This window comes from Pseudoalteromonas haloplanktis ATCC 14393, assembly GCF_000238355.1.
Lineage (GTDB): Bacteria > Pseudomonadota > Gammaproteobacteria > Enterobacterales > Alteromonadaceae > Pseudoalteromonas > Pseudoalteromonas haloplanktis.
In genome coordinates this window covers 488,127-514,134 of record NZ_AHCA01000001.1, presented here as the reverse complement: position 1 = coordinate 514,134, position 26,008 = coordinate 488,127, and the positions used below count along the sequence as shown (strand labels likewise).

General features: G+C 41.2%; 31 protein-coding genes. 27 read left to right on the top strand and 4 right to left on the bottom strand.

Annotated features, from left to right (window positions below):
* The first annotated feature begins 63 nt into the window (after window positions 1-63).
* From PHAL_RS0102115 to PHAL_RS0102090, 6 genes are all read left to right on the top strand, one after another.
* Window positions 64-2,187 (top strand): TonB-dependent receptor, encoded by a 2,124-nt coding sequence (locus PHAL_RS0102115; protein WP_016706756.1) that lies wholly within the window; start codon window positions 64-66, stop codon window positions 2,185-2,187.
* A 46-nt stretch (window positions 2,188-2,233) separates the two neighbouring features.
* Complete coding sequence (locus PHAL_RS0102110; RefSeq protein WP_016706755.1) at window positions 2,234-2,524, top strand: hypothetical protein; 291 nt, start codon at window positions 2,234-2,236, stop codon at window positions 2,522-2,524.
* A 25-nt stretch (window positions 2,525-2,549) separates the two neighbouring features.
* A complete protein-coding gene (locus tag PHAL_RS0102105; RefSeq protein WP_016706754.1) occupies window positions 2,550-4,097 on the top strand; it encodes a PepSY-associated TM helix domain-containing protein in 1,548 nt (515 codons plus the stop codon).
* Window positions 4,098-4,099: 2 nt separating this feature from the next.
* Window positions 4,100-4,393, top strand: a complete 294-nt coding sequence (locus PHAL_RS0102100) for a DUF3325 domain-containing protein (protein ID WP_016706753.1) — start codon at window positions 4,100-4,102, stop codon at window positions 4,391-4,393.
* 96 nt (window positions 4,394-4,489) lie between these two features.
* On the top strand, window positions 4,490-5,338 hold the full coding sequence (locus tag PHAL_RS0102095; RefSeq protein ID WP_016706752.1) for a VOC family protein: 849 nt from the start codon (window positions 4,490-4,492) through the stop codon (window positions 5,336-5,338).
* The gene (locus PHAL_RS0102090; protein ID WP_016706751.1) at window positions 5,338-5,580 is read left to right on the top strand and encodes a hypothetical protein; all 243 of its coding nucleotides are present in this window, start codon (window positions 5,338-5,340) and stop codon (window positions 5,578-5,580) included. The genes PHAL_RS0102095 and PHAL_RS0102090 overlap by 1 nt, the downstream gene beginning before the upstream one ends.
* Window positions 5,581-5,824: 244 nt before the next feature.
* Here the strand turns inward: PHAL_RS0102090 and PHAL_RS0102085 are convergent, their stop codons facing one another.
* From PHAL_RS0102085 to PHAL_RS0102070, 4 genes are all read right to left on the bottom strand, one after another.
* Window positions 5,825-6,124: a type II toxin-antitoxin system RelE/ParE family toxin gene (locus PHAL_RS0102085; RefSeq protein ID WP_016706750.1), complete on the bottom strand. Its 300-nt coding sequence runs from the start codon at window positions 6,122-6,124 to the stop codon at window positions 5,825-5,827.
* Window positions 6,112-6,369, bottom strand: a complete 258-nt coding sequence (locus PHAL_RS0102080) for a type II toxin-antitoxin system Phd/YefM family antitoxin (RefSeq protein ID WP_016706749.1) — start codon at window positions 6,367-6,369, stop codon at window positions 6,112-6,114. The genes PHAL_RS0102085 and PHAL_RS0102080 overlap by 13 nt, the downstream gene beginning before the upstream one ends.
* 283 nt (window positions 6,370-6,652) lie before the next feature.
* The gene (locus PHAL_RS0102075; RefSeq protein ID WP_016706748.1) at window positions 6,653-7,021 is read right to left on the bottom strand and encodes a hypothetical protein; all 369 of its coding nucleotides are present in this window, start codon (window positions 7,019-7,021) and stop codon (window positions 6,653-6,655) included.
* A 262-nt stretch (window positions 7,022-7,283) separates the two neighbouring features.
* Window positions 7,284-7,937 carry a DUF6058 family natural product biosynthesis protein gene (locus PHAL_RS0102070; protein ID WP_016706747.1) on the bottom strand — a complete coding sequence of 218 codons (654 nt, stop codon included), beginning with the start codon at window positions 7,935-7,937 and terminating at the stop codon, window positions 7,284-7,286.
* A gap of 171 nt (window positions 7,938-8,108) precedes the next feature.
* Here PHAL_RS0102070 and dapA point away from each other — a divergent pair, with 171 nt between their 5' ends.
* The 21 genes from dapA to PHAL_RS0101965 all read left to right on the top strand — a co-directional run bounded on the left by dapA (window position 8,109) and on the right by PHAL_RS0101965 (window position 26,007).
* A complete protein-coding gene (gene dapA, locus PHAL_RS0102065; protein ID WP_016706746.1) occupies window positions 8,109-9,023 on the top strand; it encodes a 4-hydroxy-tetrahydrodipicolinate synthase in 915 nt (304 codons plus the stop codon).
* A 107-nt stretch (window positions 9,024-9,130) separates the two neighbouring features.
* On the top strand, window positions 9,131-9,838 hold the full coding sequence (locus PHAL_RS0102060; RefSeq protein WP_016706745.1) for a beta-ketoacyl synthase chain length factor: 708 nt from the start codon (window positions 9,131-9,133) through the stop codon (window positions 9,836-9,838).
* On the top strand, window positions 9,828-10,628 hold the full coding sequence (locus PHAL_RS0102055) for a lysophospholipid acyltransferase family protein (protein ID WP_016706744.1): 801 nt from the start codon (window positions 9,828-9,830) through the stop codon (window positions 10,626-10,628). Before PHAL_RS0102060 ends, PHAL_RS0102055 begins: the two co-directional genes overlap by 11 nt.
* Complete coding sequence (locus tag PHAL_RS0102050; protein ID WP_016706743.1) at window positions 10,609-10,866, top strand: phosphopantetheine-binding protein; 258 nt, start codon at window positions 10,609-10,611, stop codon at window positions 10,864-10,866. The genes PHAL_RS0102055 and PHAL_RS0102050 overlap by 20 nt, the downstream gene beginning before the upstream one ends.
* A 26-nt stretch (window positions 10,867-10,892) precedes the next feature.
* Entirely contained in the window at window positions 10,893-11,138 is a 246-nt protein-coding gene (locus PHAL_RS0102045) for an acyl carrier protein (RefSeq protein WP_016706742.1), read from the top strand.
* A 10-nt stretch (window positions 11,139-11,148) separates the two neighbouring features.
* Window positions 11,149-11,712, top strand: coding sequence for a COG4648 family protein (locus PHAL_RS0102040; RefSeq protein ID WP_016706741.1), 564 nt, complete (start codon window positions 11,149-11,151; stop codon window positions 11,710-11,712).
* On the top strand, window positions 11,702-13,060 hold the full coding sequence (locus tag PHAL_RS0102035; protein WP_016706740.1) for an AMP-binding protein: 1,359 nt from the start codon (window positions 11,702-11,704) through the stop codon (window positions 13,058-13,060). The genes PHAL_RS0102040 and PHAL_RS0102035 overlap by 11 nt, the downstream gene beginning before the upstream one ends.
* On the top strand, window positions 13,044-13,406 hold the full coding sequence (locus PHAL_RS0102030) for an ApeI family dehydratase (RefSeq protein WP_016706739.1): 363 nt from the start codon (window positions 13,044-13,046) through the stop codon (window positions 13,404-13,406). The genes PHAL_RS0102035 and PHAL_RS0102030 overlap by 17 nt, the downstream gene beginning before the upstream one ends.
* On the top strand, window positions 13,403-14,140 hold the full coding sequence (locus PHAL_RS0102025) for a glycosyltransferase family 2 protein (RefSeq protein WP_016706738.1): 738 nt from the start codon (window positions 13,403-13,405) through the stop codon (window positions 14,138-14,140). Before PHAL_RS0102030 ends, PHAL_RS0102025 begins: the two co-directional genes overlap by 4 nt.
* A complete protein-coding gene (locus tag PHAL_RS0102020; protein ID WP_016706737.1) occupies window positions 14,140-15,108 on the top strand; it encodes an acyltransferase in 969 nt (322 codons plus the stop codon). Before PHAL_RS0102025 ends, PHAL_RS0102020 begins: the two co-directional genes overlap by 1 nt.
* 1 nt (window position 15,109) lies before the next feature.
* The gene (locus PHAL_RS0102015) at window positions 15,110-16,654 is read left to right on the top strand and encodes an HAL/PAL/TAL family ammonia-lyase (RefSeq protein WP_016706736.1); all 1,545 of its coding nucleotides are present in this window, start codon (window positions 15,110-15,112) and stop codon (window positions 16,652-16,654) included.
* Window positions 16,647-17,072 (top strand): acyl-CoA thioesterase, encoded by a 426-nt coding sequence (locus PHAL_RS0102010; RefSeq protein ID WP_016706735.1) that lies wholly within the window; start codon window positions 16,647-16,649, stop codon window positions 17,070-17,072. Before PHAL_RS0102015 ends, PHAL_RS0102010 begins: the two co-directional genes overlap by 8 nt.
* Entirely contained in the window at window positions 17,072-17,620 is a 549-nt protein-coding gene (locus PHAL_RS22695) for a LolA family protein (protein ID WP_016706734.1), read from the top strand. Before PHAL_RS0102010 ends, PHAL_RS22695 begins: the two co-directional genes overlap by 1 nt.
* A gap of 1 nt (window position 17,621) precedes the next feature.
* Complete coding sequence (locus PHAL_RS0102000; protein WP_050901555.1) at window positions 17,622-19,856, top strand: hypothetical protein; 2,235 nt, start codon at window positions 17,622-17,624, stop codon at window positions 19,854-19,856.
* A complete protein-coding gene (locus tag PHAL_RS0101995) occupies window positions 19,857-21,101 on the top strand; it encodes an NAD(P)/FAD-dependent oxidoreductase (protein WP_016706732.1) in 1,245 nt (414 codons plus the stop codon).
* Window positions 21,089-21,643 (top strand): DUF3261 domain-containing protein, encoded by a 555-nt coding sequence (locus PHAL_RS0101990; RefSeq protein WP_016706731.1) that lies wholly within the window; start codon window positions 21,089-21,091, stop codon window positions 21,641-21,643. Before PHAL_RS0101995 ends, PHAL_RS0101990 begins: the two co-directional genes overlap by 13 nt.
* A complete protein-coding gene (locus PHAL_RS0101985) occupies window positions 21,643-22,809 on the top strand; it encodes a beta-ketoacyl-ACP synthase (RefSeq protein WP_016706730.1) in 1,167 nt (388 codons plus the stop codon). Before PHAL_RS0101990 ends, PHAL_RS0101985 begins: the two co-directional genes overlap by 1 nt.
* Window positions 22,796-23,251, top strand: coding sequence for an ApeP family dehydratase (locus tag PHAL_RS0101980; RefSeq protein WP_016706729.1), 456 nt, complete (start codon window positions 22,796-22,798; stop codon window positions 23,249-23,251). The genes PHAL_RS0101985 and PHAL_RS0101980 overlap by 14 nt, the downstream gene beginning before the upstream one ends.
* Window positions 23,248-23,973, top strand: coding sequence for a 3-oxoacyl-ACP reductase FabG (fabG, locus tag PHAL_RS0101975; protein WP_016706728.1), 726 nt, complete (start codon window positions 23,248-23,250; stop codon window positions 23,971-23,973). The genes PHAL_RS0101980 and fabG overlap by 4 nt, the downstream gene beginning before the upstream one ends.
* On the top strand, window positions 23,973-25,202 hold the full coding sequence (locus PHAL_RS0101970; protein ID WP_016706727.1) for a beta-ketoacyl-ACP synthase: 1,230 nt from the start codon (window positions 23,973-23,975) through the stop codon (window positions 25,200-25,202). Before fabG ends, PHAL_RS0101970 begins: the two co-directional genes overlap by 1 nt.
* A complete protein-coding gene (locus PHAL_RS0101965) occupies window positions 25,195-26,007 on the top strand; it encodes a MipA/OmpV family protein (protein WP_016706726.1) in 813 nt (270 codons plus the stop codon). Before PHAL_RS0101970 ends, PHAL_RS0101965 begins: the two co-directional genes overlap by 8 nt.
* Window position 26,008 lies beyond the last annotated feature (1 nt).

The window sequence follows — 26,008 nt, the reverse complement described above, 5'->3', positions numbered from 1 at the left end:
TTACTGAACTTAAATAGTAATAATTCTTAATTAAGTATTTAACACTTATTTGAGACCTAGTTCATGTCATCTGTATTAAAAAATAACACGTTTGTAAAAACCAGTATTGCCAGTGCTGTACTTGCGCTGTGCTTTAACGCTCATGCAGAGTCTAAACAAGAAAAGAAAATAGAAAAAATCACAGTCGTTGGCGCTACAACAAATTCAGAAATTACCCCACTTGAGCTTGAAAACTACCAAGCAAACGATTTAGAAGATATTTTTCGTCATACGCCTTCTGTGACTGTGGGTGGTTCACTAGGCATAGCACAAAAAATATTTGTACGCGGTATGGAAGACTCTATGGTTAATGTAACTGTAGATGGTGCGCCGCAAACCAGTACACTGTTTCATCATATTGGCCGTGTTGCTATTGAGCCTGAACTATTACAAAGTGTTGAAGTACAAGCCGGTGCAGGTGAGGCAACATCCGGCACAGGCGCTGTTGGCGGTGCTATTCGCTTTAAAACAAAAAGTGCAGATAACTTACTCAGTGATAATGAGCAATTTGGTGGTATTGCCAAAGCGAGTTACTTTAGTAATGACGGCCACAAAGAAAGCCTCTCTCTATACGGCAAGTTAACAGACAAAGTCGGGGTGTTAGCATCATACGTAAATGTTAGCCGCGACAATATGGACGACGGTGATGGCGAAGAAATACCTGGCACCGCAGCCGATCAAACCCTTGCATTTATTAAGCTAAATGCCGAATTGACAGAAAACCAAAACTTAACTCTCAGTTACGAAAACCGCAAAGAAGAAGGTGAGTTTGGTAAACAGACTAACTGGGCTCCGCTTGAAAGTGATCCACTATTTATGTCGTGGGGAGAGCGTGAAACCATGGTATTAAATCATGCTTGGTACTTAAATAGTGCAGTAAACCTTGAAACAACGATTTATCGAACCGAATCATCTTTTAAGCGCGAACTTTACACTTGGGATGCCACAATAGAAACCACGGGGTTTGATATCCGAAATACCAGTGATTTAGGCCAACATACGCTGACATATGGTGTAGAGCAAAAAGTGGATAAAGTGCACTCGCAATCGTATGAAGATTTTGGCGGTATTTTTGACGAAGAAGGCACTGTAACCGGTGTTTATGTGCAAGATCATTGGCAACTAACGGATGCTTTGTTACTTAGCTTTGGTGCACGTTATGACGCGTATGAACTGGATCACAGCGGTATAGAAGCCAATTGGATACAAGTTGATGGTGTGTGGGTAGTTGAAACCGATGCCAGTGGTGCGCCAGTGACTACAACAGATGAGTTTTCGACAGACAAGCAAGATGGCGTTAGTGGTAACATTGGCTTTGAGTATAGCTTTACAGAGTCATTAAAGTTGTCTGCTGGTTATGCGCAAGCACTCAGAGGCCGACAAGTAGCTGATGCCTTTACTGTTGGTGAGCTTACACCAAATCAAAATTTATCACCTGAAGAAGTCGATAACACAGAGCTTGGCTTAGTGTATAACGATGGTACCTGGTTATTTGAAGCATCAATGTACTTAAGCGTAATTAACGACGTGGTATTTGATAAGTTTAAAGGCCGTGAAGGGGTGTTTTACGAAAACATTGGTGATTTAGAAACCAAAGGTATTGAACTGGTATCAGGTTATCAAGGAGATAATTTTGATGTTATCGTAAGTTACAGCCATAACGATGTTGAATTAAATAATGCCTCATTTGTGTGGCCAGATGCCGATGACGCCTCAGGTTACAGCACGGTTAATATCGATGGTATTGAAATGGCCGCCTACGAATATGGTGGTTTAGGCAATGCAATTGGCGATTCTATCAATGTAAACTTTAACTACCATGTAAATGAGCAAATTAAGTTTGGTTTGAACTATAACCATGTTGCCAGCCTTAATGATATTGAAGTATTCCACCGCTCAATTGAACTTGGCTGGTTGAGCGAGCTCGAAACAATCAATAAACCAGGATACGATTTATTTGATGCTTATGTCACCTACGAGCCGCTTACAAATTTAAGGTTTGATTTATCAGTACAGAACTTGCTTGATGAATCTTACTTAAGCCACGGCAGTGTTGCTGATTACGGGCACATACCAGGCTATGAAAGTGTAGTAGGGATCAAAGAGCCAGGGCGTGATATTCGCCTTAGCGTGTCATATAAATTTTAACTCCTGAATGAGGTAGGTGCTTTAATAAAGCACCTACCGCTTATCAATGAATCTGACAAAAAAACACCTCACTGCAATTGATGTAACTATTCGCGTGCTTATTGCGTTAATCGGCGGGTATTTTGTAGCAATGCTCAGCGCTATACTGATAGGAAACCACCTATTAAGCGACAAAACAAACAGCATTATTACTGGGTTAATGCTTAGCTTTATTTTTTACCTTATCACCGTGTTATTTGTATTTGCCACTAAAACAACATTACGTGTTTTTGTTGTTGTATGTGGTTTATGTATTTTACTTCACTTATTTAATTACTATTTGCAGGGGCCGCAGTAGTATGAAACCTCGATTTAGACAATCCATGAGCTGGCTACACACGTGGTCGGGCTTTGCATTTGCTTGGTTACTGTTTTTTATTTTTGTAACGGGCACTGTAGGCTATTTTGAAAATGAAATAGACCGTTGGATGAAACCCGAAATAGCCATTGTCAATGAACCCATTGATGACTTAACAATACTTAAAACGGCACAACAACAACTCACAACGCATGCAGCAGACGGCGCACAGTGGTACATTAGTTACCCATCAGCACGTGATCCATATATTGATATCTCATGGTTGCAACCCGCCAATAAAGAGACTGGAACGCGAAGACAGTGGCATGAAAAAAACCTTGCCCCTAGTTCGGGGGAACTGATAACAACCAGAGAAACCAGTGGTGGCGAAACCTTATACCGATTGCACTATAACTTACATTACGTGCCGATTTTTGTCGGGTATTTGGTCACTAGTTTAGCAACTATGCTCATGCTTATTGGTTTAGTCACTGGGGTGATTATTCATAAAAAAATATTTATTGAGTTTTTTACTTTTCGTGCCAATAAAGGACTGCGAAGCTGGCTCGATATTCATAATGTTTTTAGTGTGTTACCACTGCCTTTTCATTTAATGATTACATACAGTGGGCTTATTTTATTGATGGGCGTGTCATTCGCGCCGGTGGTGGATGCAACCTATGGCGAAGGCCAAAAAATGCACCGCCAGTTATATGATGAAACGCAAGCAGAAAACATAACAACGCAATTTATAGCGTTACCTGCTGCGAACTTATCACTTGAAACCGCATTAATTGATGCGAAATCACGTTTTAAGGATCAGGCTGTAAGTTACTTAGGGTTGGTAGACCGTAACACGGAGCAACCAGGGTTTGAAGTGTGGTTTGATGCCCAGCAGGGCATCGAGTTTGCGACGCTTATTACTTATCGCGCTGTCGGCGGGCAAGTTCAAATAGAACAAGCTACAGGAAAAAAATACAGTGCAGCAGAGGTTTATGATGTGTTGGAGCATTTGCATGAAGGCTTGTTTGCTGACATCTACTTAAGATGGCTGTATTTTTTATCAGGCTTGTTAGGAGCAGGAATGATTGCAACTGGAATGATTATTTGGGTGCAAAAACGTAAAAAACAGCAATCTAGGTTTATCAATGTGATAGACAAACTCAACGCCGCAGTGGTTGTTGGCCTACCCATAGCCATAGCCGCTTACTTTTGGGCAAACCGTTTATTACCCATTGAAATGGCCAGTCGTGCCCATTGGGAAATGCACAGCTTATTTATAGTGTTTGCACTGTGTTGCTGTTTTTGCTTGGCACGAGTGGCTGAAAAAGCCTGGCAAAATATGCTCTGGTTAGCAGCTGCGGCCTATGCCTTGATACCACTGGTGAATATGCTGACAACTAAGCACAGTATGTTAGCAAGCTTGCACAATAACGATTGGTTAATGCTGGGGTTTGACTTAACGATGCTGTTAATTGCAGGTGGCTTTGCTGTTGCCGCTGTTGTGTTGCAAAAACGCAGCGGTATAGATGCCTTTAATCCGCTTATAAAACAAACTGCAAATGGAGTTTAGCGATGTTGATATTACTGCAAGTACTGCTGCAATTGTTAGGCTTTATATTGCTAAGCTTATCACTGCAACGCCATTATAATGATGTATTTGGCCAAACGAAGCGGGCAACAAGGCAAACTACTAGGCTATTAAAGTTTATGGGTTTTGCTGTGCTTATCGTTGCCATCACTAGCGCAATTTATACGTGGGGCAGTGCATTAGGCTTAGTGTATTTCTTTGCCACGGCCAGTCTTATTGCCAGTGCATTAGCAATGCTATTAGCATACTTTGGGAAAATAAAAGCAGTTGTTAACTAGCCTTGTATGTGCCGTATATTAAATTGAATAAAACTCAATCACTTATAGACTTGCAGTTTAAATAACGTAGAATCATTGAAAAAGGATGATTTATTTATGAAACCAATTAGCACGTACTGTTTAGCTGTTTTATTTCCCTTACTGTCATTTAATAGTATTAGTTCACTGGCCGAAACACAGGTCACTACACCAATAACTGTTGAGCAAAGCTCCCAGGGGAAGGTTGTGTGGGCTGACTTGTATACTGGCAATGTACAAAAATCGTTAGACTTTTACACCACTACCTTCGGCTGGTCTGTTAAAGACTTTACCGAACAAAATAGCCGTTATCATTTACTTTATGACGGTAAGCAACCGATTGCAGGTGTTATTGAACGTCCAGCGCAAGATAACAAAAGCGAAAACGCTTTGTGGATCGGCAGTGTTGCAACCAGCAATGTTCAACAAAGTGTAGATGATGCTGTTGCGCATAATGCGTCTATTATTTTTCCACCTCATGACTTTGCTTTATATGGTAAACGTGCTGTGATTGCCGACCCTCAAGGCGCTATTATCGCGTTTCTTGATTTAGACGAAAACAACACAGCACACCAAAGTATTGCTAAAAAGTGGGATTGGGCACAGTTGTTTAGTGTTAATCCTCAACAAGCTGTTGAGTTTTATAAAAACTTTGGTTACAGCACCGAGCAAGTGGCAAATAGCCAAGATAGTTTTTACTTAGTAAAACAACAAGCGCTAAGGGCAAGTATCGTAAAACTACCCGCCTCAGTTGAACAACGAGATAAATGGGTAAACTTTGTAGCAGTAACTGACTTAGCAAGTGTATTAGCAAAAGCAACCGCACAAGGTGCAACCATTGTTTACCAACCAAAAGGTGAACTATTAGCCATTATTTCTGACCCCAATGGTGCAATTTTAGGTATCACTGAACAGGAGGCAAAATAATGAAACGTTTAAAAATTGCGTTGATCAGTGCAGCTACCATCTTACTTACAGCAAACCTTGCCGGTTGTGAAAACACCCAAGTCAGTGGTTCTGTGAGTTATGGTGTAGGGTATGGCGCAGGCTATGGCTACCCTATGTATTATGGCGCAGGCTACCCACGTTATAATAATGTCACAGTGGTGAGACCCCCAGTACATTCAAGACCTCGCCCTCAACCACGTCCACAACCTAGACGTCGTTAACCATTATCTGAAAGCCTCATTCGAGGCTTTTTTAATACGCTTTGATAGCACTCAGCAAGCTGGCCTGACTGAAAACCTCAAAATAAAGTGGTCGTTTTCACCGGTTCTGAAAAGTGACGATTTTAGGGTAATGCCAAATTCTAAAAAGCTTACTAAAGATCAGCTAAAGCAGGCTGGTATTTAAGTTATTGCCAACGCACCTGATAGAAATTGCAAGGATTGGCTTATATGAGGTAGTTGTATATTACGCTAATAACAAGAATTTTCGTAATTCTCGTTCTTGTCTCATTACGTGTAAAATTATAACTTTATCGTTGTCTATTTTATAAAATATGCGACAAGGGTTAACCACTATTTCACGGTAATTTAAACTAGCTAATTCAATTGGTTTTTTGCCTGATTCAGGAAAGCTTTCAAGGCGTTCAATTTTTTCAAATATTTCTACCACCAATTTTTTTGCTGATTGCAAATTACTTAAAGCAATATACTCAGCAATATCGTTTAGATCTTCTAAAGCGGGGTTTGTCCAAACTATTTCAGCCATTTATTCATTTTCTCTTTAGCGTCAATATTAGAGAGTGTTTCCCCACGACTTATTGCTGTTTCACCTTTCGCTAAAGCCTCTAGAATTTGCATACGTCTTTGCATGAATTCAAAATCATCAACATCGACAAGGTATGCAGATGGTTGTCCGTGTTCAGTGATGAGTACAGGCTCTTTAGAAGCGTGAAGCTCAGATAAGATCTTAGTCGCCTGACGTTTCAAAGTTGTTACTAGTTCTACTCTCATAATATGCCCTACTTAAATAGTGTTACTATAGTGTCACTACCGCCTAATGGCAAATACTTATCAGCTAATAGTGGATCTAAAGCTCTGTAATATGCTACTGGATGACAATGACATCAGTAGTGGTCACTTAGCTTCACAAGGTTTGGTATCATTGAGGGAAGTTTGGAGCAATATTCATTACGGAAGATGAACTGCCCATCGCACTTCCTGTTAATAAAAAGCGCATGATGGGTGGTGTGGGAGCTGGAGGTTAGAGACCTCCGGCTACCCGATTATAAAGCATTTATACCAAACTTATTACCGGCTTATCTGTGCTTAGAACATTTAAACACTCATTGCTGCCTTTAATCAAATACTCACTTAAAGTATTACCTTTGGATAAGAAGCCAGCGCGATTACTTTCTTGTGCGAACCAACCAGAATCATGTATTTGTAAAAGCCAATTACTAGTTATTTGATTGCTTGCCCAAAACTCTAATAAATCACCTTCATCGAGACATCTAAAACCAATTGGCTGATGAAAACATATTTCAATTCGTAAATTAGAATTAGCGACAACAACTACTTTTAAATAGTCTAAATCGTAGTTGATTGATTCAATATGTATTTGATTACCACTATAACTTGTGAACTCAATAATTGAGGCTTTCATCAAAACTTCCGTGCTTTATAACTTATTGAACACCATTTTGGTGGTTTATAACACACCTAAACGGCGATTAATAATGTTACCTGGCAAAGTTACAAACATTCCCTATACGTAGCGCTGAATTTTGGCTTTTCTATTGTTAGTTGGGGTTTACTGCTTTAACTTTTTATCGTTGGGTTTCGTTGCTCTCAACCACAACCTACAGTGATAAATTTAACGGCGAAATGCTTTGGTTTTTACCTAGAACCTAGCCCCTTTCCCTTCTTCACTTAACCGATAAATCATATTTAAGCACCAGCGCATCGATATAACGGGCACGTAGGGTATGTTGTTTTTCGTGCTCTGCGCCGTGGCTTAGTGCGCGGTTTAGTAGCTTCATGGCGGGGTGGAGGCGTGTGCGTTCATCTTGATTTAGGCTAGCTTTAGTGCGCAGTTCAGTGATGTCGTCAACCACTAAGCGGCCAATATCAACGGCGGCTATTTCATCAATTAAACCGTTTTGTGTTAGTACACCATATTTACTGCATAAAAACTGTTGCCACACTTGTTGTAAGTGTTCTTCAATTTCACTGCCAAACAGTTCTTCATTAAACTCAAACCCTTGCTGTGCGAGTTTATTCAGTGCGGCCATATAGTGTTGGGCAAAAAAACTAAATGCTTGACTTGACGAGGTTATTTTTTGTTTAGCAAGCCCTTGCCCCCAGTTTACACAGCCGCGCGGGTAGTAGTCGTCGTATTCTTCACATTCATACAGCCCCGAGAATGAGCTACAACTTAATTGATTTTTAATGCAATAACTGGGTTTAGGGAATAATCCGCTGTCTTGCCAATGCAGTAGCGTATCTTCATCAATCGCTAATGCATGGCATAGCTCTTCGCTGTGATAAAAATGGGTTGCTAAAAATCGTGATAAACGCATATAAAGTGCACTCAAAGTTAAAAAATAAATATACTGTTCATTTATACAGTTGTTTATTTTGGACTAAGCCTTTCAACAACACAAGTAATTTAATTAATTAACCACGCAACACTCGGAAAACGGCTACTTTTATGTTACAACTACGGCAAGTTTTTTTAAGAATAATTTTTTATGCGCACCCTAGAACAAATTAAACAAGCAAGCCTTATAACAGCGATTAAAACACCGTATTTAACCAGTGGTGAAATTGACTTAGCCACCTATGACTTTTTAGTTGAACAGCAAATCGCTGCCGGTGTTGATGGCATTGTGGTTGGTGGCACTACAGGTGAAGGCCAGTTAATGAACTGGGAAGAGCATTTAATGCTGATCGCGCACAGTGTTAATAAGTATTCAGATAAGCTGATCATTGTGGGTAATACAGGCAGTAATAATACGCGCGAAGCAATTAAAGCCACAGAATATGGCTTTGCCAGCGGTATGGATGCAGCACTGCAAATTAACCCCTATTATGGCCGTACGTCGATTGCAGGTGTAAAAGAGCACTTTAAGCGTGTGTTAGCCATTGGTCCTGCGTTTATTTACAACGTAGCAGGGCGCACCGGCCAAGATTTAACACCTGATATTATTGAACCTCTAGCACAACACGAGAACTTTATTGGTGTTAAAGAGTGTGGTGGTAATGAGCGGATTAATCATTATGAGCAACAAGGTATTGCCTGTTGGTCAGGTAATGACGACGAAGCACACGATGCTCGTCATACCTATAAAGCACATGGTGTGATCTCGGTTACGTCTAATTTAATTCCTGGTTTGTTCCGCCAATTAATGGATACAAAAAATGATGAGTTAAACAGCTCGTTACAGCCATTAATGAACTGGTTATTCTGTGAGCCAAATCCAATTGCGATTAATACCGCATTGATGATGACAGGTGCAGTCAAACCAGTATTTAGGCTTCCTTATGTGCCGTTGAATGCGCAGCAACAGGCGCTGGGAGTAACCTTGATCAATGAACGTGAAGAGCATGAAATTATTGGTCAACATGCCACTGAGCTTGTTGAGCAAGAAGTGATTTTACTCTAAATATGAATGGGTGCTTAATTTATCTACGGTTAAGCACCAAAATTTTGCATTTTGTAGAGTAATAGGTAAAATGGCTCGCCTTTTAGAGTAATAAGACCATTCAGCCTGTGGAATTTGTTGTTGATAATTTTAGTGTATGGATTGCGCCTGAGCAGCAAATTAGTGGACTCGAATCTCTTCCTTACCAAGATATAGATTTAAGCTGGGTTGCACCGATGCAGCGCAGACGTTTAAGTCCATTTATGAAAATGGCTTTGCACTGTATGCACAAGGTTGCAGGTGAGCAACCGCTTGCCGTTAACTTTTCATCTCGTCATGGTGACCTTCCAAAAACCGCAGGCTTGCTTGATGCTATCTGTATTCAAGATGCTTTATCACCCACAGCGTTTGGTTTGAGTGTGCATAACGCGGCAGTGGGCATTTTTTCTATTCTTAATAATAATACAGCTGCAATGAATGCTATTGCTTGTGGTAATGAAAGTATCATTAGCACCTTGTTTGATAGTTACGCGCGCCTATATACCCAGCAATGTGAACAGCTCATACTCTGCCATGCTGATCGCGCATTACCAGTAGAATATCAGTGTTTTGCAGATGAGCTACAGGTTGATCATAGTGTTGCTTTATCCTTGAGATTGGCAAAACCTGGTGAGGGCTATTTTTCACTTCAGCCAATTGAGTTTGAATCAACAGAAGATACAAAACAGTTACTGCCGATCAGTCTCCAATTTGCCATTGCATTGGTAAATAAAACGCCTGAAACTATCTTATTCAATAGCCAAGATGCATGGATGCTAACGTTTCATGCTGGCTAATTGTATTGGAAAACTAAATTATATTTGGCGGATCTTTGCCACTGGATTGTGCTTTAGCATATTTGGCTTTGGCGGCGTTGTGCTAACACTGCTGGTTTTACCCATGCAAAGACTCTTTGAGTCATCCGTAGATAAGCGAAAATACCAAGCAAGATTAACGGTACACTATTGTTTTAAAGCGTTTGTCGCTATGATGCATACCCTTGGGGTGATCCACTTTAGTGTTGAAGATAAAGCGCGCTTTGCCAATCTAAAAGGCCAGCTGGTGTTAGCAAATCATCCATCTTTGATTGATGTCGTTGTGTTAATTTCAGTAATTAAAGATGCAGATTGTGTGGTTAAAGCTCATTTATTTAAAAACCTATTTATGCGTGGCGTAATCAAAAGTACTGGTTACATTAGTAATCAAGATCCGCAAGAGTTATTAGCTGAGTGCCAAGCATCGTTAGCGGCAGGTAACAATTTAATTATCTTTCCAGAAGGGACACGTACGCAGCCAAATAGCGGGCTAAAATTTAAGCGCGGTGCTGCGAATATTGTACTCAGGTGCAAAGCATCTGTTGCTTGTGTACTGATAACTATGCAGCCAAGTACCCTTACAAAAGGCACGCCGTGGTATAGAGTGGCCGCTACCCGGGCACATTTTATGATGAAATTTACATCAGTTGAATTTAAAAATAATAATGATTTAAATGACGAGCCACCGTCAATGCAAGCGCGGTATTTGACTCGTCAACTACAAGACTATTTTTCAGAGGAACTAACACGTTATGAGCGAATTAAAAAATAAAATAAAGCTATTAATTATTAGCAGCTTAGATTTAGAAGATATGACAGTTGCAGATATCGAAAATGATCAACCTTTGTTTGTTGACGGTTTAGGTTTAGACAGTATTGATGCCCTAGAATTAGGCTTGGCTATAAAAAAAGAGTTTAATGTAAAAATTGACGCTAACTCAGAACAAACAAAAGCCCATTTTGCATCTGTTGATGCGTTGGCTGAGTTTATCGAAAATAACAGATCTTAATACGCACAATAGAAGTAGGAATAAGCATGAAAACGGCAGCAGAAATTTACGATGTTTTACATAACATACTTGTTGAGGAGTTTGAGATTGAAGCTGATGATATCAATCTTGATGCGCATCTTTATCAAGATTTAGATTTAGATAGCATAGATGCCGTAGATTTAGTGGTGAAGTTACGTGAAATCACGGGCAAAAAAATTGATCCAGATGCCTTTAAGCAAGTTAGAACTGTGCGAGATGTTGTTGCTGAAGTTGAGAAATTAGTTATTTAGGCGCTTTATTATGCTCAAGGCAATCAGTATAACACTGGCGCTAGTGTGTTTAACCTTATACCCATTTATCGTGTATTTTGGTTTGCAATATACGTCAGTGAAATATGTCAGTATGATATTGATTGCTTTAGTTATTATTCGTTTAGTTGTGAGCCGTCAGTTGCTAAAACGTATGCCTTGGCTCCTACCTGCAAGTGTACTGGCGGTAATAGCGTTGGCTATTTCAACGTGGCAAAGCACTGAGATTGGCTTACGTTTGTATCCGGTTATTATAAATACAGTTATGGCTATTACGTTTGCGTTTTCATTGCGTTTTGGCCCCCCGGTAATTGAAAGCTTTGCGCGTCTTCGTGAACCTAAATTAGACGCCAAAGGTATCCGTTACACTCGCCAAGTTACTAAATTGTGGTGTGTTTTTTTTATTATTAATGCCAGCGCTGCACTGTACACGTGTTTATACACATCGCTATCGGTATGGACGCTGTATAATGGTTTAATTGCTTATATTCTGATCGGATTAATTATGGCAATTGAGTGGTTAGTAAGACAAAAGGTAAAGAACAATGCCAGTTAGACCAATACAATTTGACGACAAGGCTGCATTTTTTGTCGACCAACGGCTGATCACACACAGCGAGTTTGTTGCGGATATTAAGCAGTTTCAAAGTAAATTACAGCAATTAAAACCTGCCAGTCAGGTGGTGTTATTTCATCCCGATACTTATCAGTTTGCCGTGCGCTTATTTGCCTTAGCAACTCGCGGCCATACCGTTATTTTACCGCCTAACGGTCAGCCTGAGACTTTGCAAATTTTTTTACAACAAAGTGCTATTTTTTGCGGTGATGACAGTCAGCTGGTATTTACACAAGGGTTGCTAAATATTGAGACACAGCCACAGGTTGTAAACCCATCAAATATTACGTTGACTTGGCCTAGCGAAGCGATGGTGGTGTTTTATACCTCAGGCTCGTCTGGTCAATCAAAACCAATTGTTAAATCATGGCATGTTCTCAATCGTGAGTTGATGGTATTGAGTTCAAGCTTTCAGTTGTTAGGCCGCCTGACCTTTATCTCAACGGTATCGCATCAACATATCTATGGCTTACTGTTTCGTTTGTTATGGCCTTTAGCAAATGGTCACATTATTGATAGCACCCAACTGCAATACCCTGAACATATTGCTCAAAAATTACAATCGTGCCCGCAAGCTGTTTTAGTCTCAAGTCCTGCGCAATTAGCTAGGTTGTGTAACGATAACGTTTTAATGACACAAAGCGCCTCGCTGCAATGGTTATTTTCATCGGGTGGCCCGTTAAATAATCAACATGCTGAGACTCTATATCAGCAGCTTAAACGACCAATCACGCAAGTATATGGCAGTACGGAAACGGGTGGGATTGCCTATCGGCAAGTATTAGATGCGTCAATCAATACACCATGGCAGCCATTTTCAGGTAATCAGTTGTTAGTGAATGTGCATGGCCGATTATTGTTAAATTCTTATATCTTACAACAAAAAAACGTCCCGTTAGATGACAGCGCTGAACTGCTCAGTAATGGTCAATTTCATCTGTTAGGCCGATTAGATCGCACCATCAAAATTGAAGAAAAACGGCTAAATCTTGATGAATTAGAAGGGCAATTAGTAAAGCATGAATGGGTACAAGAAGCTAAGTCGTTGGTTGTGCCAGCTAAACGTGTGCAGATTGGTGCGTTGGTTGTACTCAGTGCAGCAGGTCAGCAGTATTTAGAGGAACAGGGAAAATTGGCGTTAAACCGGTTACTGATTAATTTCTTATCGAGCCGATTTGAGCGTGTTTGTCTGCCTCGTAAATGGCGCTATATTCAAGCGCTTCCTTATAATAGCCAAGCTAAGTTACATATCAAAACCATGGAGCAGTACTTTGCAAAGCCTGAATAACACCCAGCCAGATGTCACTGTGTTATCGCAGTCAGAAGACAAAGTGAGTTTGGCGTTATACATCAGTGAAGAGTTAGATTATTTTCGTGGCCATTTTCCTGATGCCCCTATTTTAGCGGGTGTTGTACAACTGGATTGGGCGGTAAAATTTGCCCAGCAGTATTTGGCATTTCCAAGTACAGTAAATGATGTAGAAGTACTTAAATTTCAGGTTGTCACCACGGCTAATATGACGGTTAATCTCACGCTTGAACGAAATAAAAGCGGTAAATGTATCTTCAGTTATCATTCTGACAAAGGCCAACATGCCAGTGGTAGGCTCGTCTTTGCATCGCAACCATCATGAATCAGTATTGTATTGTTATTCCTAATTATAATCATACTCATGCGATTGCTGATGTATTAAGCGAACTGGCTGAGTTGTCATTACCTATTATTATGATTGATGATGGCAGTGATGCAGATGCGAAGCAGATATTCTCTAGTCTGCAGCAACGTTACCCTTTTTTAAGGTTACTTACCCACAGTGAAAACCAAGGTAAAGGTGGGGCGGTGCAAACCGGTTTACGCTACGCATTTGCAAATGGTTTTAGCCACGCAATACAAGTTGATGCCGATGGCCAGCATAGTTTAAACGATATTAGTAAATTGATTGCCGCCAGTGAAAGTGCACCTGAAAATGTAGTCAGTGGCTGCCCAATCTACGATAGCTCAGTACCAAAGCATCGTTATTTAAGTCGTTATATCACTCATTTCTGGGTATGGGTTGAAACCCTGAGTTTTGATATTGTTGATTCGATGTGTGGGTTTAGGGTTTATCCGCTGCAATACACAGAGCGATTAATGAATAAACGTGCATTAGGCACGCGGATGGACTTTGATATTGAAATTTTAGTGCGCTTATATTGGCAAGGTGCGCGCGTTACATTTATTCCAACTCACGTGATTTACCCTGAAGATGGCGTGTCTCATTTTCGCGCTCTGCACGATAACCTAGGTATTTCTTGGTTACATACGCGGTTATTTTTTGGCATGTTAGTGCGTATGCCTAGATTACTTTGGCGCAAGGTCGCAGGTTAATGACAGTAAAACATTGGTCAAAAATGCAAGAACGCGGTAATCAGTTTGGCATGCAAACTTTGCTATTTGCTTATCGAGTACTTGGGCGCAAAGGTTTGTGGATAGTGTTATTTCCAGTTTTATTGTATTTTTTTCTCTCTGGGAAAACGGCACGTTTAGCGTCATTGCAATTTTTAACCCAAGTTAATCACTACAATGGCGTGGACAAGCAGGCAACTTGGCGTGATAGTTTTCGCCATTTTCGCTCATTTGCCGATAGCGCATTTGATAAAATAGATGCATGGCTTAATCGTATTAAGCAATCTGACATTGTGTATACAAATGAAGCTTTGTATAAACAATTAGATGAGCAGAGCCAAGGCGCAGTGTTTATAGGTTCTCATCTTGGTAATCTTGAAGTGTGTCGTGCGCTTAGCCAACATCGCCGGAGTAAAGCTATTAATGTGTTGGTTTTTACTCATCATGCGGTTGAATTTAATAAAATCCTTCAGCGGATCAATCCTGCTGTTAGCGTTAATTTAATCCAAGTGACAGACTTGGGTCCTGATATTGCAATCTTGCTGAAAGAAAAAGTTGAACAAGGTGAAATAGTGGTGATTGTTGGTGACAGAACCAGCAGCTCCAGTGCAGGGCGAGTAGTAGAGTGTGATTTTTTAGCTAAGCCTGCGCCTTTTTCACAAGGGCCATTTATTTTAGCTGCATTACTTGATTGCCCGGTATTCTTTTTATTTTGTTTAAAAGATCGCAGCGAACAAAAAGGCGTGTTCTATCGTGTTGTATTTGAAAAATACGCGGATAAACTTGTTTTACCGCGTAAAACACGTCAGCAGGCATTACAAACAGTTATAGCGGATTATGCCTCGCGGCTTGCTCATTATACGGCTTTGTATCCATATCAATGGTTTAATTTTTATGATTTTTGGCAAAATGATCACACGGTGATCCGTGACCAAAAGAAGGGGAAGTAAGGTGTCGGATCTCGCAACTACAGTATTTGGAAAGCAACGTTTAACAATTGAAGATATTGTGCATATTGCATTAGAGCAGGGCGCCGTTGCGCTCTCTGGTGATGAACACTTAGCGCGTAAAATTAACAGCGCAGTGGCCTTTTTAGATCAATTATTAAAAGAAGATGGCGTGATCTATGGCGTAACCACAGGCTATGGTGACTCGGTGACAGTTAAAGTACCCCTGACACTGGTTGATGAATTACCACTGCATTTAACCCGTTTCCACGGTTGTGGTTTAGGTGATGTGTTTAATGTGGCACAGGGGCGCGCAATATTAGCTACACGTTTGGCGTCACTATCACAAGGGTATTCTGGTGTTAGTTGGGATATGCTAAATCTGCTCACGGCCTATTTAAATCATAATATTGTGCCTGTTATTCCTCAAGAAGGATCCGTTGGTGCAAGTGGTGATTTAACGCCATTGTCATACGTTGCGGGAGCCATGGTGGGTGAGCGCGATGTATTCTATAAAGGCGAAATTCGCAATAGTTTAAGCGTGATGCAAGAGCTGGGTTTAATACCGTTAACACTGAGACCTAAAGAGGGTCTGGCGGTGATGAATGGCACCGCGGTAATGACGGCCTTGGCCTGTTTAGCGTTTGACCGCAGTGCATATTTAGCTAAGTTAACCAGCCGAATTACTGCTTTTGCAAGCCTCGCCTTAAAAGGCAATAGTCATCACTTTGATGATATTTTATTTTCGGTTAAGCCACACCCAGGTCAGCAACAAGTGGCTAGTTGGATCCGGGGCGACTTAAACCATGTTGAGCATCCTCGCAATGCGGACCGTCTACAAGATCGTTACTCAATTCGCTGCGCGCCGCATGTTATTGGTGTAGTGCAAGATAGCTTACCTTGGTTTAGGCAAATGATTGAAAATGAGCTTAACTCTGCTAATGATAATCCGATCATTGATGGCGAAGGCGAACATGTTCTCCATGGCGGGCACTTTTATGGGGGCCATATTGCCATGGTCATGGACAGTATGAAAACCGCCGTAGCAAATTTAGCTGATTTAGCGGATAGGCAAATTGCTTCTTTAGTGGACACGCGCTATAACAATGGTTTGCCATCAAATTTGTCAGCCAGTACCAGCGAAAGGCGTTATATCAATCATGGTTTTAAAGCGGTACAAATTGGGGCAAGTGCGTACACCGCAGAAGCACTTAAATTAACGATGCCAGCGAGCGTATTTTCACGTTCTACTGAATGCCATAATCAAGATAAAGTGAGTATGGGCACCATCGCTGCCCGTGATTGTTTACGCATTTTACAATTAACAGAGCAAGTCGTTGCCAGTACGTTACTGGCGAGCGTGCAAGCATTGCGATTGCGAATTGCTCAAAATGAACTTGATTATTCAAGCTTAACAGCAGACGTACAAACAATGTATAACGATATTTGTGAGTATTTTGAAGTGCTTGATGAAGACCGCCCGTTAGAGAGTGTACTTAGGTTTACTGTTGCAGCAATTCAAAATAAACGCTGGAGTTTGTATGAATAGTAAAGGGGCGCTGCTTAGTGCGCACGTTGAAATTGACATTCCTTTTCATGACTGCGATCCAATGAATGTGGTGTGGCATGGTAACTATGCCCGCTACCTTGAAGTTGCTCGCTGTGAGCTACTGCGTTTATTTGATTATGACTATATCCAAATGAAAGAGTCAGGTTATGCGTGGCCAATTGTTGATATGCGGATCAAATATGTCAGCTCTGCGACGTTCGCGCAGAAAATACGTGTTGATGCTTATTTAAAAGAATATGAAACGCGTTTACGTATCGATTATGTAATTACCGATAGTCAAACGGCGCAAAAACTCACTAAAGCAACCACTGTTCAGGTGGCTGTTGACGTGCAAACACATGAGCTACAATATGTATCTCCAGCAGTTATAAGTGAAAAACTGCATAAGGTCATCTGATGATACGATTCGTTTTATTTTGCCTAAGTTGTTTATTAACAACAGTGATTTCAGCAGCTGAACAGCCGCCCAATAGAGCCGGGGAATTTAGCCAAGAAAAATACTTTGCTGGTTTCACTAAGCCTTTTATTTCCAGTGGTGTGTTTCTATTAGATGCAGAGCAACTGAAATGGCAGGTGACAAAACCAGTAACGAATACATTATTGATTAAAAATGGCCAAGTTTATCTGGAGAATGCGCAAGGTGAAGTGGTGCTACAACCGGGGGCGGCTCCTTTTGTGAGTTTATTACAGGCAATAATCAGCCATGATTTAGACGCGCTAAAGCCACAGTTTACGTTCTCTGCTGATACGCAAGAAGGCTGTTCGTTGTTGTTGCCAAAAGATCAGCTATTAAGCCAGTTGTTTGTCAGTTTTCAGTTGTGTGTTGTGGCTGGGAATGTACAACAGGTGCGACTAAATGAACACAATGCTAACTACACAATAATACGTTTTAACTATTCTGCGCCTGTTAAGCCTACAACCGCTGAAGCTTCGGACATAAATTAAGGTGGCTCGTAGGTTTATTGCATTCGCTTGGTTGTTGGCGCTGGTACTCTTATTAACAGTGGTTATTGTGTTGCAAAAACCGCAAATTGATAGTGATATTTTAGCTTTAATGCCACAGTCTGATACGCGTATTGACAACGTTGAAGCACACTTTTTTGCCGATAATAAACAACAAATCATGTTTTCTATTACTGGCAAACATGCCAAACAAGCGCATGACAAGCTTAACGAGTGGCTGATTGCTAATGATCTACCCGCGCGTTTTAATGTGCCACGCATTGATGTATTAAGTCAATTTTATGCACCTTACGCTGGGCGTTTACTAAGTCAAGAATATCGCGCCGCACTTGAGTCTCAACAAGCATTTAATACTTTTTATTATCAGAAGCTTAGCCAACTTGCTGATCCTTTTGTCAGTACCACTATCCATCTTGATACGAGTTTGAGTTTGGGCAGTTTTTTAGCCCAACAAATGCAAACTCTACAAACCTTTAATCTAGAAGAAAACCGTTTAACAGTCTTACATAATGACGCCAAATACTATCTGTTATTTGCACAGATCAATGATAATGCCTTTGGTATTGAACAAGCACAGCAGCTCACTGCAAGCATTGAACAACAGTTATCGCAATTAGCTGTAGATTTTGAGCAAACCACTGTACGTTATTCTGGGGCGGTATTTCATACCAGTGCCAATGCCAGCCAAGCCAAATATGAAATGACTCTATTTGGTACTTTAAGCCTGCTGGCCTTGATCACTATGATTATATGGGTGTTTCGTTCAAGTGTTGCACTTTGGCTTGCTTCATTGACTGTTTTGAGCGCAATTTTAGGTGGTGCAACGGTATTACTAATGGCATTCTCTGAAGTACATATTCTCACCTTAGTCTTTGCCGTTACGCTTATTGGTATTGCCATTGATTATTCTTTTCATGGCATGTTGGACTTGTCCAGTGGTCAGGCAAATGGTTATAGCCGAGGGGTAAAGGTCGCGCTGCTTTTATCTTTGCTGACAACTTCACTGGGCTACGCCAGTTTATATTTTTCGCCTATGTTATTACTGGCTCAAGTTGGTGTATTTGTGGTTGCGGGGTTGTTTAGCGCATGGTTATGCACTTTACTCATTACGCAACAGTGGCAGCATCAGCTTATCATTGCAGCGCCAATAATTAATATTGCCAATAAACTCAAAAAAATCTTACTGTGTTGGCTAAAACTGCGCCGCTATGTATTACTCGCTAGCGTATTGTTGATCGCACTCTGTTATTTACATACCCCCGTCAGCTTTAATAATGATGTTCGCTTGTTAAATGCAAGCCCCCAGACGTTGATTGAAAATGAAGCATTTCATTTATCATTATTAGGGCGAGGTAATGGCCAAATCATGATCATGTTTGCAGATGATGAACAAGCATTGCTTAAGCAATTAGCCAGCTTTAAAACTACGCTTAGCTTACAATACCCCGATGCAACAGTTAATGTGCTTAGCGATTTATTGCCAAGTGCAGCGATGCAAATGCGAAATAGTGCGCTCGTGAAAGAAAAACAGCAACAAGGTTTCTTCACCGAAGTAGAAAATATGACCGGGCAGCCAATTATTGTCTCTACAAAGGTGTTAACGCTCGATTCTCTACTCACATCGCCTTTAGCACCTTTCATCGAGCAACAAGTAATGATAAGCGACGAATTTGTGGCCAGTTGGTTTATGGTCACTGATGTGCCCACGCGTGTTTTAGCAGAGTCTGCATCCGCCGATCCGCACTTGCTGGTTTACAATAAAGTGGCGTTGCTGAGTGAGGGGCTGGCACACTATAGTCACTCACTGCTTATTACCCTAGGTTGCGCTATCTTGTTGGCTGGTTTTTTGTTTGCATGGCGATTTGGGGTGGTGTGCGCGTTTAAACAAATGGCAGTACTTGCTGTTACTATCGCGATTATTTTATCGTTATGCAGTGTGCTGCAAGGTAGTTTATCAATTTTTAATTTGCTTGGTAGTTTGTTGGTAATGGCGCTATCTATTGATTACCTTATTTTTTATCAAGTAAATCAATTGAGTAGAGAAAATATTATAGCGATCAGTTTATCAGCGGTTTCATCCATGTGGGTCTTTGGAATGTTAGCGATGTCAATCACGCCTGCAATCTATAGCTTTGGTTTAACAATTATGATCGGCTTAATCGCTATATTTATTTTGGCGCCGTTGACATTGGCAATGCCTAAAAGAAAGGAAAAATAGGTGAATACGGAAAATCAACATTACGACGTGGTGATTATTGGTGCCGGGCCATCTGGCGCGGTGGCAGCCAGTTTATTAGTAAAACGCGGGTGGCAAGTATTAGTGCTTGAGCAGCAGTTGTTTCCTCGTTTTTCAATTGGTGAAAGTTTGTTACCGCAGTGTATGGAGTATTTGGAGCAAGCAGGCTTACTTGAGCTTCTGCATTCCAATGCCGCAGCACTGGGTTTTCAATTTAAGAATGGGGCTGCGTTTCAACGCAGTGGTGAGCATGCAAGTATTGATTTTACTGAAAAGTTTAGCCAAGGCCCAGGGACTACTTACCAAGTTAAACGTGCCGATTTTGACAAATGCCTTGCCGATGGTGCTGCTCAACAAGGTGCTGAGATCCGTTATCAACATACCGTTGTCGCCTATCACAACTTGGCAGAGGGCGCTCAATTAGAAGTAAAAGATCAGCAACAAAACAATTACAAAGTTACAGCGCGATTTGTGTTAGACGCCAGTGGTTTTGGGCGTGTACTGCCGCGTTTATTAGATCTTGAACAGCCGTCAAATTTTCCTGTACGCAGCGCTTTTTTTAGTCATTTTAAAGATGGTATTGTGGATGATAGTTTCGATCGCAATAAAATTTTAATCAATGTGCACCCAATTCATAAAGATGTTTGGTATTGGTTGATCCCTTTTAGTGATGGCACTGCTAGCATCGGTGTTGTAGCAGAGCCGACTCGGTTTGCCAAAGATGTTGAGCCACTTTCATGTTTAAATGATTTTATTGAGCAAGATCCATTTTTAGCGCAATTACTTAATAAACGAGAAGCGATCGGTGCCGCGCGCAGTATTAGCGGTTACTCAGCCAATGTAAAATCTTTAGTGGGCAATAATTTCGCTTTATTAGGTAATGCAGGGGAATTTTTAGATCCTGTATTTTCTTCAGGTGTAACTATTGCGCTTAAATCAGCTTCTTTGATTGCCCCGTTAGTGGATAGTCATTTACGTGGTGAAGAGGTTGATTTTGTGGCGGATTACAGTAAACCGTTGCAGTCTGGAGTGGATTGTTTTAGAACTTATGTGAGCGCTTGGTATGACGGACGTTTTCAGGATGTCATTTTTTATACAGAGCAAAATCATCAGGTAAGAGAAATGATCAGTGCAATCTTAGCTGGTTATGCATGGGATACCGAAAACCCCTTTGTGAAGCAAAGCGAACGCAGGCTGACAACGTTGGTGGCTTTATGCCAGTCGTAATACGCATCACAGCATTCGTTATTGTTATGCTTTTAACTGCGTGTACTACACAGTTTGCACCACAGAATGAGGTTGAGATTGCTGATAATGCCTCACTTGAATTAGCTGATCCACCTAAGCAGTTAGTTATCGATAATTGGCAGCAAGTTTTACACGTATCACATCAACAGCAGCAGCATACTTTGCTTGCGCAGTTAAGTATTGATGATCAACAAGGTATAAATTTAGTGGTCATGACGGCACAAGGAATGCCTATTTTCATTTTAGAGAAGCCATTTGGTGCGCCCATAAAAACGACTAAAATGTTGCCTATAGCGGGGGTTGATCCGCGTTTTATCTTAGCTGACATTATGCTAGTGCACTGGCCTGCTGATGAGATAAATAAACGGCTTCGGGGGGCAGTGATGGATGAACGTAAAGATGAGCGACGTATTAGCAATGATGAACAACTATTGATCACTATTAATTTTTCGGGGCCTGTAACCCAACTTATTAATTTTCAGCATGATTATAAAATACAATTTCAAAGGGTTGAGCAGTGATGCCGGTTTGGTTAAATGATTTAGGGATTGTGAGTGCTTTGGGGACAGGGCATCAGCAGACCATCGATAGTATAAATTCTCAACACAGCAATACATTAACAGCCACGGATGAATTAGCATTTGCAGGTCGATCAACGTATGTTGGCATGGTTAAAACACTGCCTTTATCAGCGATGTTACGTACATATGCTTTGATTGATGATGCACTTGCGCAAATAAAGCCAACACTTGAGCAGTTTAAAGTTGCTGAGCAGCGTATTGCTGTAGTGGTAGGAACCAGTACGGCATCGATTCATGAAGGTGAACGCTCTCGTAAGCAGTTTAAACAAACGGGTCAATGGCCGCTGCACTACAGTTATAGCGATCAAGCACTGGTCGCTCCGGCACACTATATTGCCAAGCAGTTGCATGCAGGTGGCCCTTGTTACAGTATTTCAACGGCATGTAGCTCAAGCTCAAAAGCGATGATCAGCGCACGGGCATTACTATTAGCTGATCTTGCTGATGTGGTTATATGCGGTGGTGTAGACAGTTTATGCCAGTTGACCGTTAATGGTTTTGATTCTCTGTCATCAATTAGTGACGCTGTTTGCCAACCATTTTCTTTGACTCGAAGTGGTATAAATATCGGTGAAGGAGCGGCATTATTTGTCATGAGTAAAAAGCGTAATCAAGGGCAAACGGTTGCGTTTTTGGGGGGAGGTGAAAGCTCCGACGCACATCATATTTCAGCACCAGCACCTGATGGCAGTGGTGCAGAGCAAGCGATGTGTGCGGCTTTACGTGATGCCAATATAACTGCCGATGCGATCGATTACATTAACGCGCATGGTACGGCCACACAGCAAAATGATGCTATGGAGTCACTTGCAATTAATCGTGTATTTGGCAACAATACGCCAGTTAGCTCAAGCAAGCATTTAAGCGGCCATACCCTTGGTGCGGCGGGGGCAATAGAAGCAGGGATTTGTTGGTTAAGTTTAATTAAGAATGATTGTTTGGCTACGTTACCGTTTAATTCAGGTGACAAAGACCCCTCTCTTGGTGAAATTGCATTATTAACTTCACCTTTTATAAAACCTCTAAAATATTGCTTGTCCAATTCGTTTGCATTTGGCGGTAATAATGTCAGTGTAGTACTAGGACTTATTGATGAACAACTATAATATTGAGCAAGTAGTACCTCATAGTGCCCCTATGATTTTGCTCAATAAACTCATCGCTTATGAACAAAATAGCGCTACTTGCGAAGTGACTATTTCACCAAGCAGTGCATTTTATTCAGATGATTTACAAGGTGTACCAAGTTATATTGGTACTGAGTATATGGCACAAGCAATTGCTGCATATGCAGGCGCTTTGGCTAAAGACCAAGGCGAGGCGGTTAAAATAGGCTTTTTAATTGGTACGCGTAAATACCAAACGCAGACCCCTGTTTTTAAACTTGGCTCAGTATTACAGGTTATGGTTGCGAAGCTATATCAAGAAGATTCAGGGTTAAGTGTGTTTGAATGCTGTATAAAAAACAATAACACAGCATTATGTGACGCTAAAATCAATGTGTTTCAACCCCATGACCCACTGCAATTTATAAGAGAACAACAATGACAAAACGAATTTTAGTAACAGGGTCAAGCCGAGGAATAGGTAAGGCAATCGCATTACGCTTAGCCGAGGATGGCTACGATATTGCGGTGCATTGTCGTACTGGGATAGAAAGCGCACAACAAACTTGTGATGAAATTAGCGCATTAGGGCAACATGCCAGTTTATTGCAATTTGATGTGTGTGATAGAGCGGCTGCGAAACAACAAATTGAAGCCGATATTGCTGAGCATGGTGCGTATTACGGTGTGGTTTGCAATGCTGGGATCACCAATGATATGGCTTTTCCTGCGATGTCAGGGGAAGATTGGGACAGTGTCATTCGCACTGGGCTTGAAGGCTTTTATAACGTTGTGCACCCAACAGTGATGCCAATGGTACAAGGGCGTAAAGGCGGACGCATTGTTACTATGTCCTCAGTGTCTGGAATCGCTGGTAATCGTGGTCAGGTCAATTACAGTGCCGCAAAAGCAGGTATTATTGGTGCCACAAAAGCGCTATCGCTTGAGCTTGCTAAGCGTAAAATTACTGTTAACTGTGTTGCTCCTGGCTTAATTGATACGCAAATGACGGATGATTTACCTGTCGATGAAATGCTTAAGATGATCCCGTTAAAACGCATGGGTGCTGTGAAAGAAGTCGCTGGCACAGTGGCTTTTTTGATTAGCGATGATGCGGCGTATATTACTCGCCAAGTTATCTCTGTTAATGGTGGTATGGTTTAATGAAGCGCGTTGTTGTTACGGGAATGTCGGCAATTACTGCGCTTGGAGATCAATGGCCCGTATTTAAAGAAGCATTACAACGGGGTGAAAACGCTGTGCAAGTTATGTCGGACTGGGATTCTTTGCCTGAGTTAAATACGCGACTTGCAGCACCTATTACCCATTTTACTAAACCAGCTCATTATAAACGCAAACAAGTGCGCTCAATGGGACGCGTTGCTATTATGTCAACGCGCACCACTGAACTGGCACTGGAGCAGGCTGGTTTATTAGACGATCCAAGTTTAACCGATGGCTCTACAGGGGTGTCCTTTGGCTCATCAACAGGGTCAACACAACCTTTAATTGCCTTTGCAAAAATGATGGAAACAGGATCGATGGCGGGGGTAACAGCGACCAGCTATATCCAAATGATGGCGCATACTGCACCGGTAAATGTAGGCGTTTTTTTTGGTATTAAAGGTCGAGTGATCACTACCAGCTCTGCATGTACATCGGGGTCACAAGGTATTGGCTATGCCTATGAAGCGATTAAATTTGGCCGTCAAAAAGTCATGGTTGCAGGGGGGGCTGAAGAGCTATGTGTAACGGAAGCTGCTGTATTTGATACTTTGTATGCAACCAGTACTAAAAATCAAACACCTAAATTGACTCCTCGACCTTTTGACGCAAATCGCGATGGTTTAGTTATTGGCGAAGGGGCTGGGACCCTTATTCTCGAAGAATATGAACATGCTAAGGCACGTGGCGCTACAATCCTTGCAGAAGTCGTTGGGTTTGGCTGTAACTCAGATGGTCAACATGTTACGCAACCCACTGCTGATACGATGCAAGTGGCCATTGAAATGGCACTGCAAGATGCTAATTTATCAGCGGATAAAATCGGTTATGTTAATGCACATGGCACGTCAACTGATCGTGGTGATATTGCAGAATCCCACGCTACCTTTAACGCATTAGGCGCAAAACCAATCAGCTCGCTTAAAAGCTATTTAGGGCATACTTTAGGTGCTTGTGGCGCAATTGAAGCATGGGCCAGTATTAACATGATGCAGGATAACTGGTTTGCACCAACTATTAATTTGACTGAAATAGACAGTCAATGTGCGCCGTTGGATTATATTACCGGTTCAGGTAGAGAAATTCAGACTGATTATGTAATGAGTAATAATTTTGCGTTTGGTGGTATTAATACTTCTCTGATTTTTAAGCGTTATCAAGGTGCATAAAAGTGTTCTAATTTACCTACTACTTGTGCTATTTAGTTGTGGCTCTTTTGCCGCTTCTAAATTAGAGCTCGGTGGTGGCGTTTTTATGGCTGATATCCCTCATTATTTAGGCTCTGATCAAAGTGAGCAATACGTCATGCCAGTACCGTATATTCGCTACCAAAGTGATGAACTGGATGTCGATCGTAATAGCTTTACTGGCTATTTATGGTCTCAGGAAAATTTACATTTAGACTTATCAGCTTCAGTTAGTTTAGCTGTTGATAGCGAAGATAATAGTGCTCGTGAAGGCATGGACGACCTAGATTGGGTGTTTGAGTTAGGGCCATCACTTAATTATTATTTAATTGGTACACCCAAAGCAGCACAACACTTATATGTTGGCTTATTTACCCGTAAAGCCATGGCAACCGATTTTGGCTCGATAACCAATGTTGGTTGGCATTATGGGCCAAGTGTGTACTTTGAAACTCCGTTACTCAGTTACACAGAGTCCGTGTTTACGGCCAGTATTCGTGCTAACGTAAATTTTGCTGATGACCGCTATTTAAATTATTACTACGGAATAACCGCCGCGGATAGTCACCTTGCTCGTAGCGAATTTAACAATCAATCAGGTTATGCTGGCAGTGATCTGTCAGTAGGATTGAATTTTGATAGTAAAAAATTCTGGTTGGGTGGTTTTGTAAAATACCACTCATTAGCGGATAGTAAACAGCACAGTAGTCCATTGGTTAAACAAAACAGCAATGTATCATTTGGCTTTGGTGTTGCTTGGAAGTTTTATACCCAACAAGGAAATTAAT

Bases quoted from the DNA above. Each gene is read 5' to 3' on its own strand.
- PHAL_RS0102115 (WP_016706756.1), top strand. From the start codon at position 64: ATGTCATCTGTATTAAAAAATAACACGTTTGTAAAAACCAGTATTGCC.
- PHAL_RS0102110 (WP_016706755.1), top strand. From the start codon at position 2,234: ATGAATCTGACAAAAAAACACCTCACTGCAATTGATGTAACTATTCGC.
- PHAL_RS0102105 (WP_016706754.1), top strand. From the start codon at position 2,550: ATGAGCTGGCTACACACGTGGTCGGGCTTTGCATTTGCTTGGTTACTG.
- PHAL_RS0102100 (WP_016706753.1), top strand. From the start codon at position 4,100: ATGTTGATATTACTGCAAGTACTGCTGCAATTGTTAGGCTTTATATTG.
- PHAL_RS0102095 (WP_016706752.1), top strand. From the start codon at position 4,490: ATGAAACCAATTAGCACGTACTGTTTAGCTGTTTTATTTCCCTTACTG.
- PHAL_RS0102090 (WP_016706751.1), top strand. From the start codon at position 5,338: ATGAAACGTTTAAAAATTGCGTTGATCAGTGCAGCTACCATCTTACTT.
- PHAL_RS0102085 (WP_016706750.1), bottom strand. From the start codon at position 6,124: ATGGCTGAAATAGTTTGGACAAACCCCGCTTTAGAAGATCTAAACGAT.
- PHAL_RS0102080 (WP_016706749.1), bottom strand. From the start codon at position 6,369: ATGAGAGTAGAACTAGTAACAACTTTGAAACGTCAGGCGACTAAGATC.
- PHAL_RS0102075 (WP_016706748.1), bottom strand. From the start codon at position 7,021: ATGAAAGCCTCAATTATTGAGTTCACAAGTTATAGTGGTAATCAAATA.
- PHAL_RS0102070 (WP_016706747.1), bottom strand. From the start codon at position 7,937: ATGCGTTTATCACGATTTTTAGCAACCCATTTTTATCACAGCGAAGAG.
- dapA (WP_016706746.1), top strand. From the start codon at position 8,109: ATGCGCACCCTAGAACAAATTAAACAAGCAAGCCTTATAACAGCGATT.
- PHAL_RS0102055 (WP_016706744.1), top strand. From the start codon at position 9,828: ATGCTGGCTAATTGTATTGGAAAACTAAATTATATTTGGCGGATCTTT.
- PHAL_RS0102050 (WP_016706743.1), top strand. From the start codon at position 10,609: ATGAGCGAATTAAAAAATAAAATAAAGCTATTAATTATTAGCAGCTTA.
- PHAL_RS0102045 (WP_016706742.1), top strand. From the start codon at position 10,893: ATGAAAACGGCAGCAGAAATTTACGATGTTTTACATAACATACTTGTT.
- PHAL_RS0102040 (WP_016706741.1), top strand. From the start codon at position 11,149: ATGCTCAAGGCAATCAGTATAACACTGGCGCTAGTGTGTTTAACCTTA.
- PHAL_RS0102035 (WP_016706740.1), top strand. From the start codon at position 11,702: ATGCCAGTTAGACCAATACAATTTGACGACAAGGCTGCATTTTTTGTC.
- PHAL_RS0102025 (WP_016706738.1), top strand. From the start codon at position 13,403: ATGAATCAGTATTGTATTGTTATTCCTAATTATAATCATACTCATGCG.
- PHAL_RS0102020 (WP_016706737.1), top strand. From the start codon at position 14,140: ATGACAGTAAAACATTGGTCAAAAATGCAAGAACGCGGTAATCAGTTT.
- PHAL_RS0102010 (WP_016706735.1), top strand. From the start codon at position 16,647: ATGAATAGTAAAGGGGCGCTGCTTAGTGCGCACGTTGAAATTGACATT.
- PHAL_RS22695 (WP_016706734.1), top strand. From the start codon at position 17,072: ATGATACGATTCGTTTTATTTTGCCTAAGTTGTTTATTAACAACAGTG.
- PHAL_RS0101990 (WP_016706731.1), top strand. From the start codon at position 21,089: ATGCCAGTCGTAATACGCATCACAGCATTCGTTATTGTTATGCTTTTA.
- PHAL_RS0101985 (WP_016706730.1), top strand. From the start codon at position 21,643: ATGCCGGTTTGGTTAAATGATTTAGGGATTGTGAGTGCTTTGGGGACA.
- PHAL_RS0101980 (WP_016706729.1), top strand. From the start codon at position 22,796: ATGAACAACTATAATATTGAGCAAGTAGTACCTCATAGTGCCCCTATG.
- fabG (WP_016706728.1), top strand. From the start codon at position 23,248: ATGACAAAACGAATTTTAGTAACAGGGTCAAGCCGAGGAATAGGTAAG.
- PHAL_RS0101970 (WP_016706727.1), top strand. From the start codon at position 23,973: ATGAAGCGCGTTGTTGTTACGGGAATGTCGGCAATTACTGCGCTTGGA.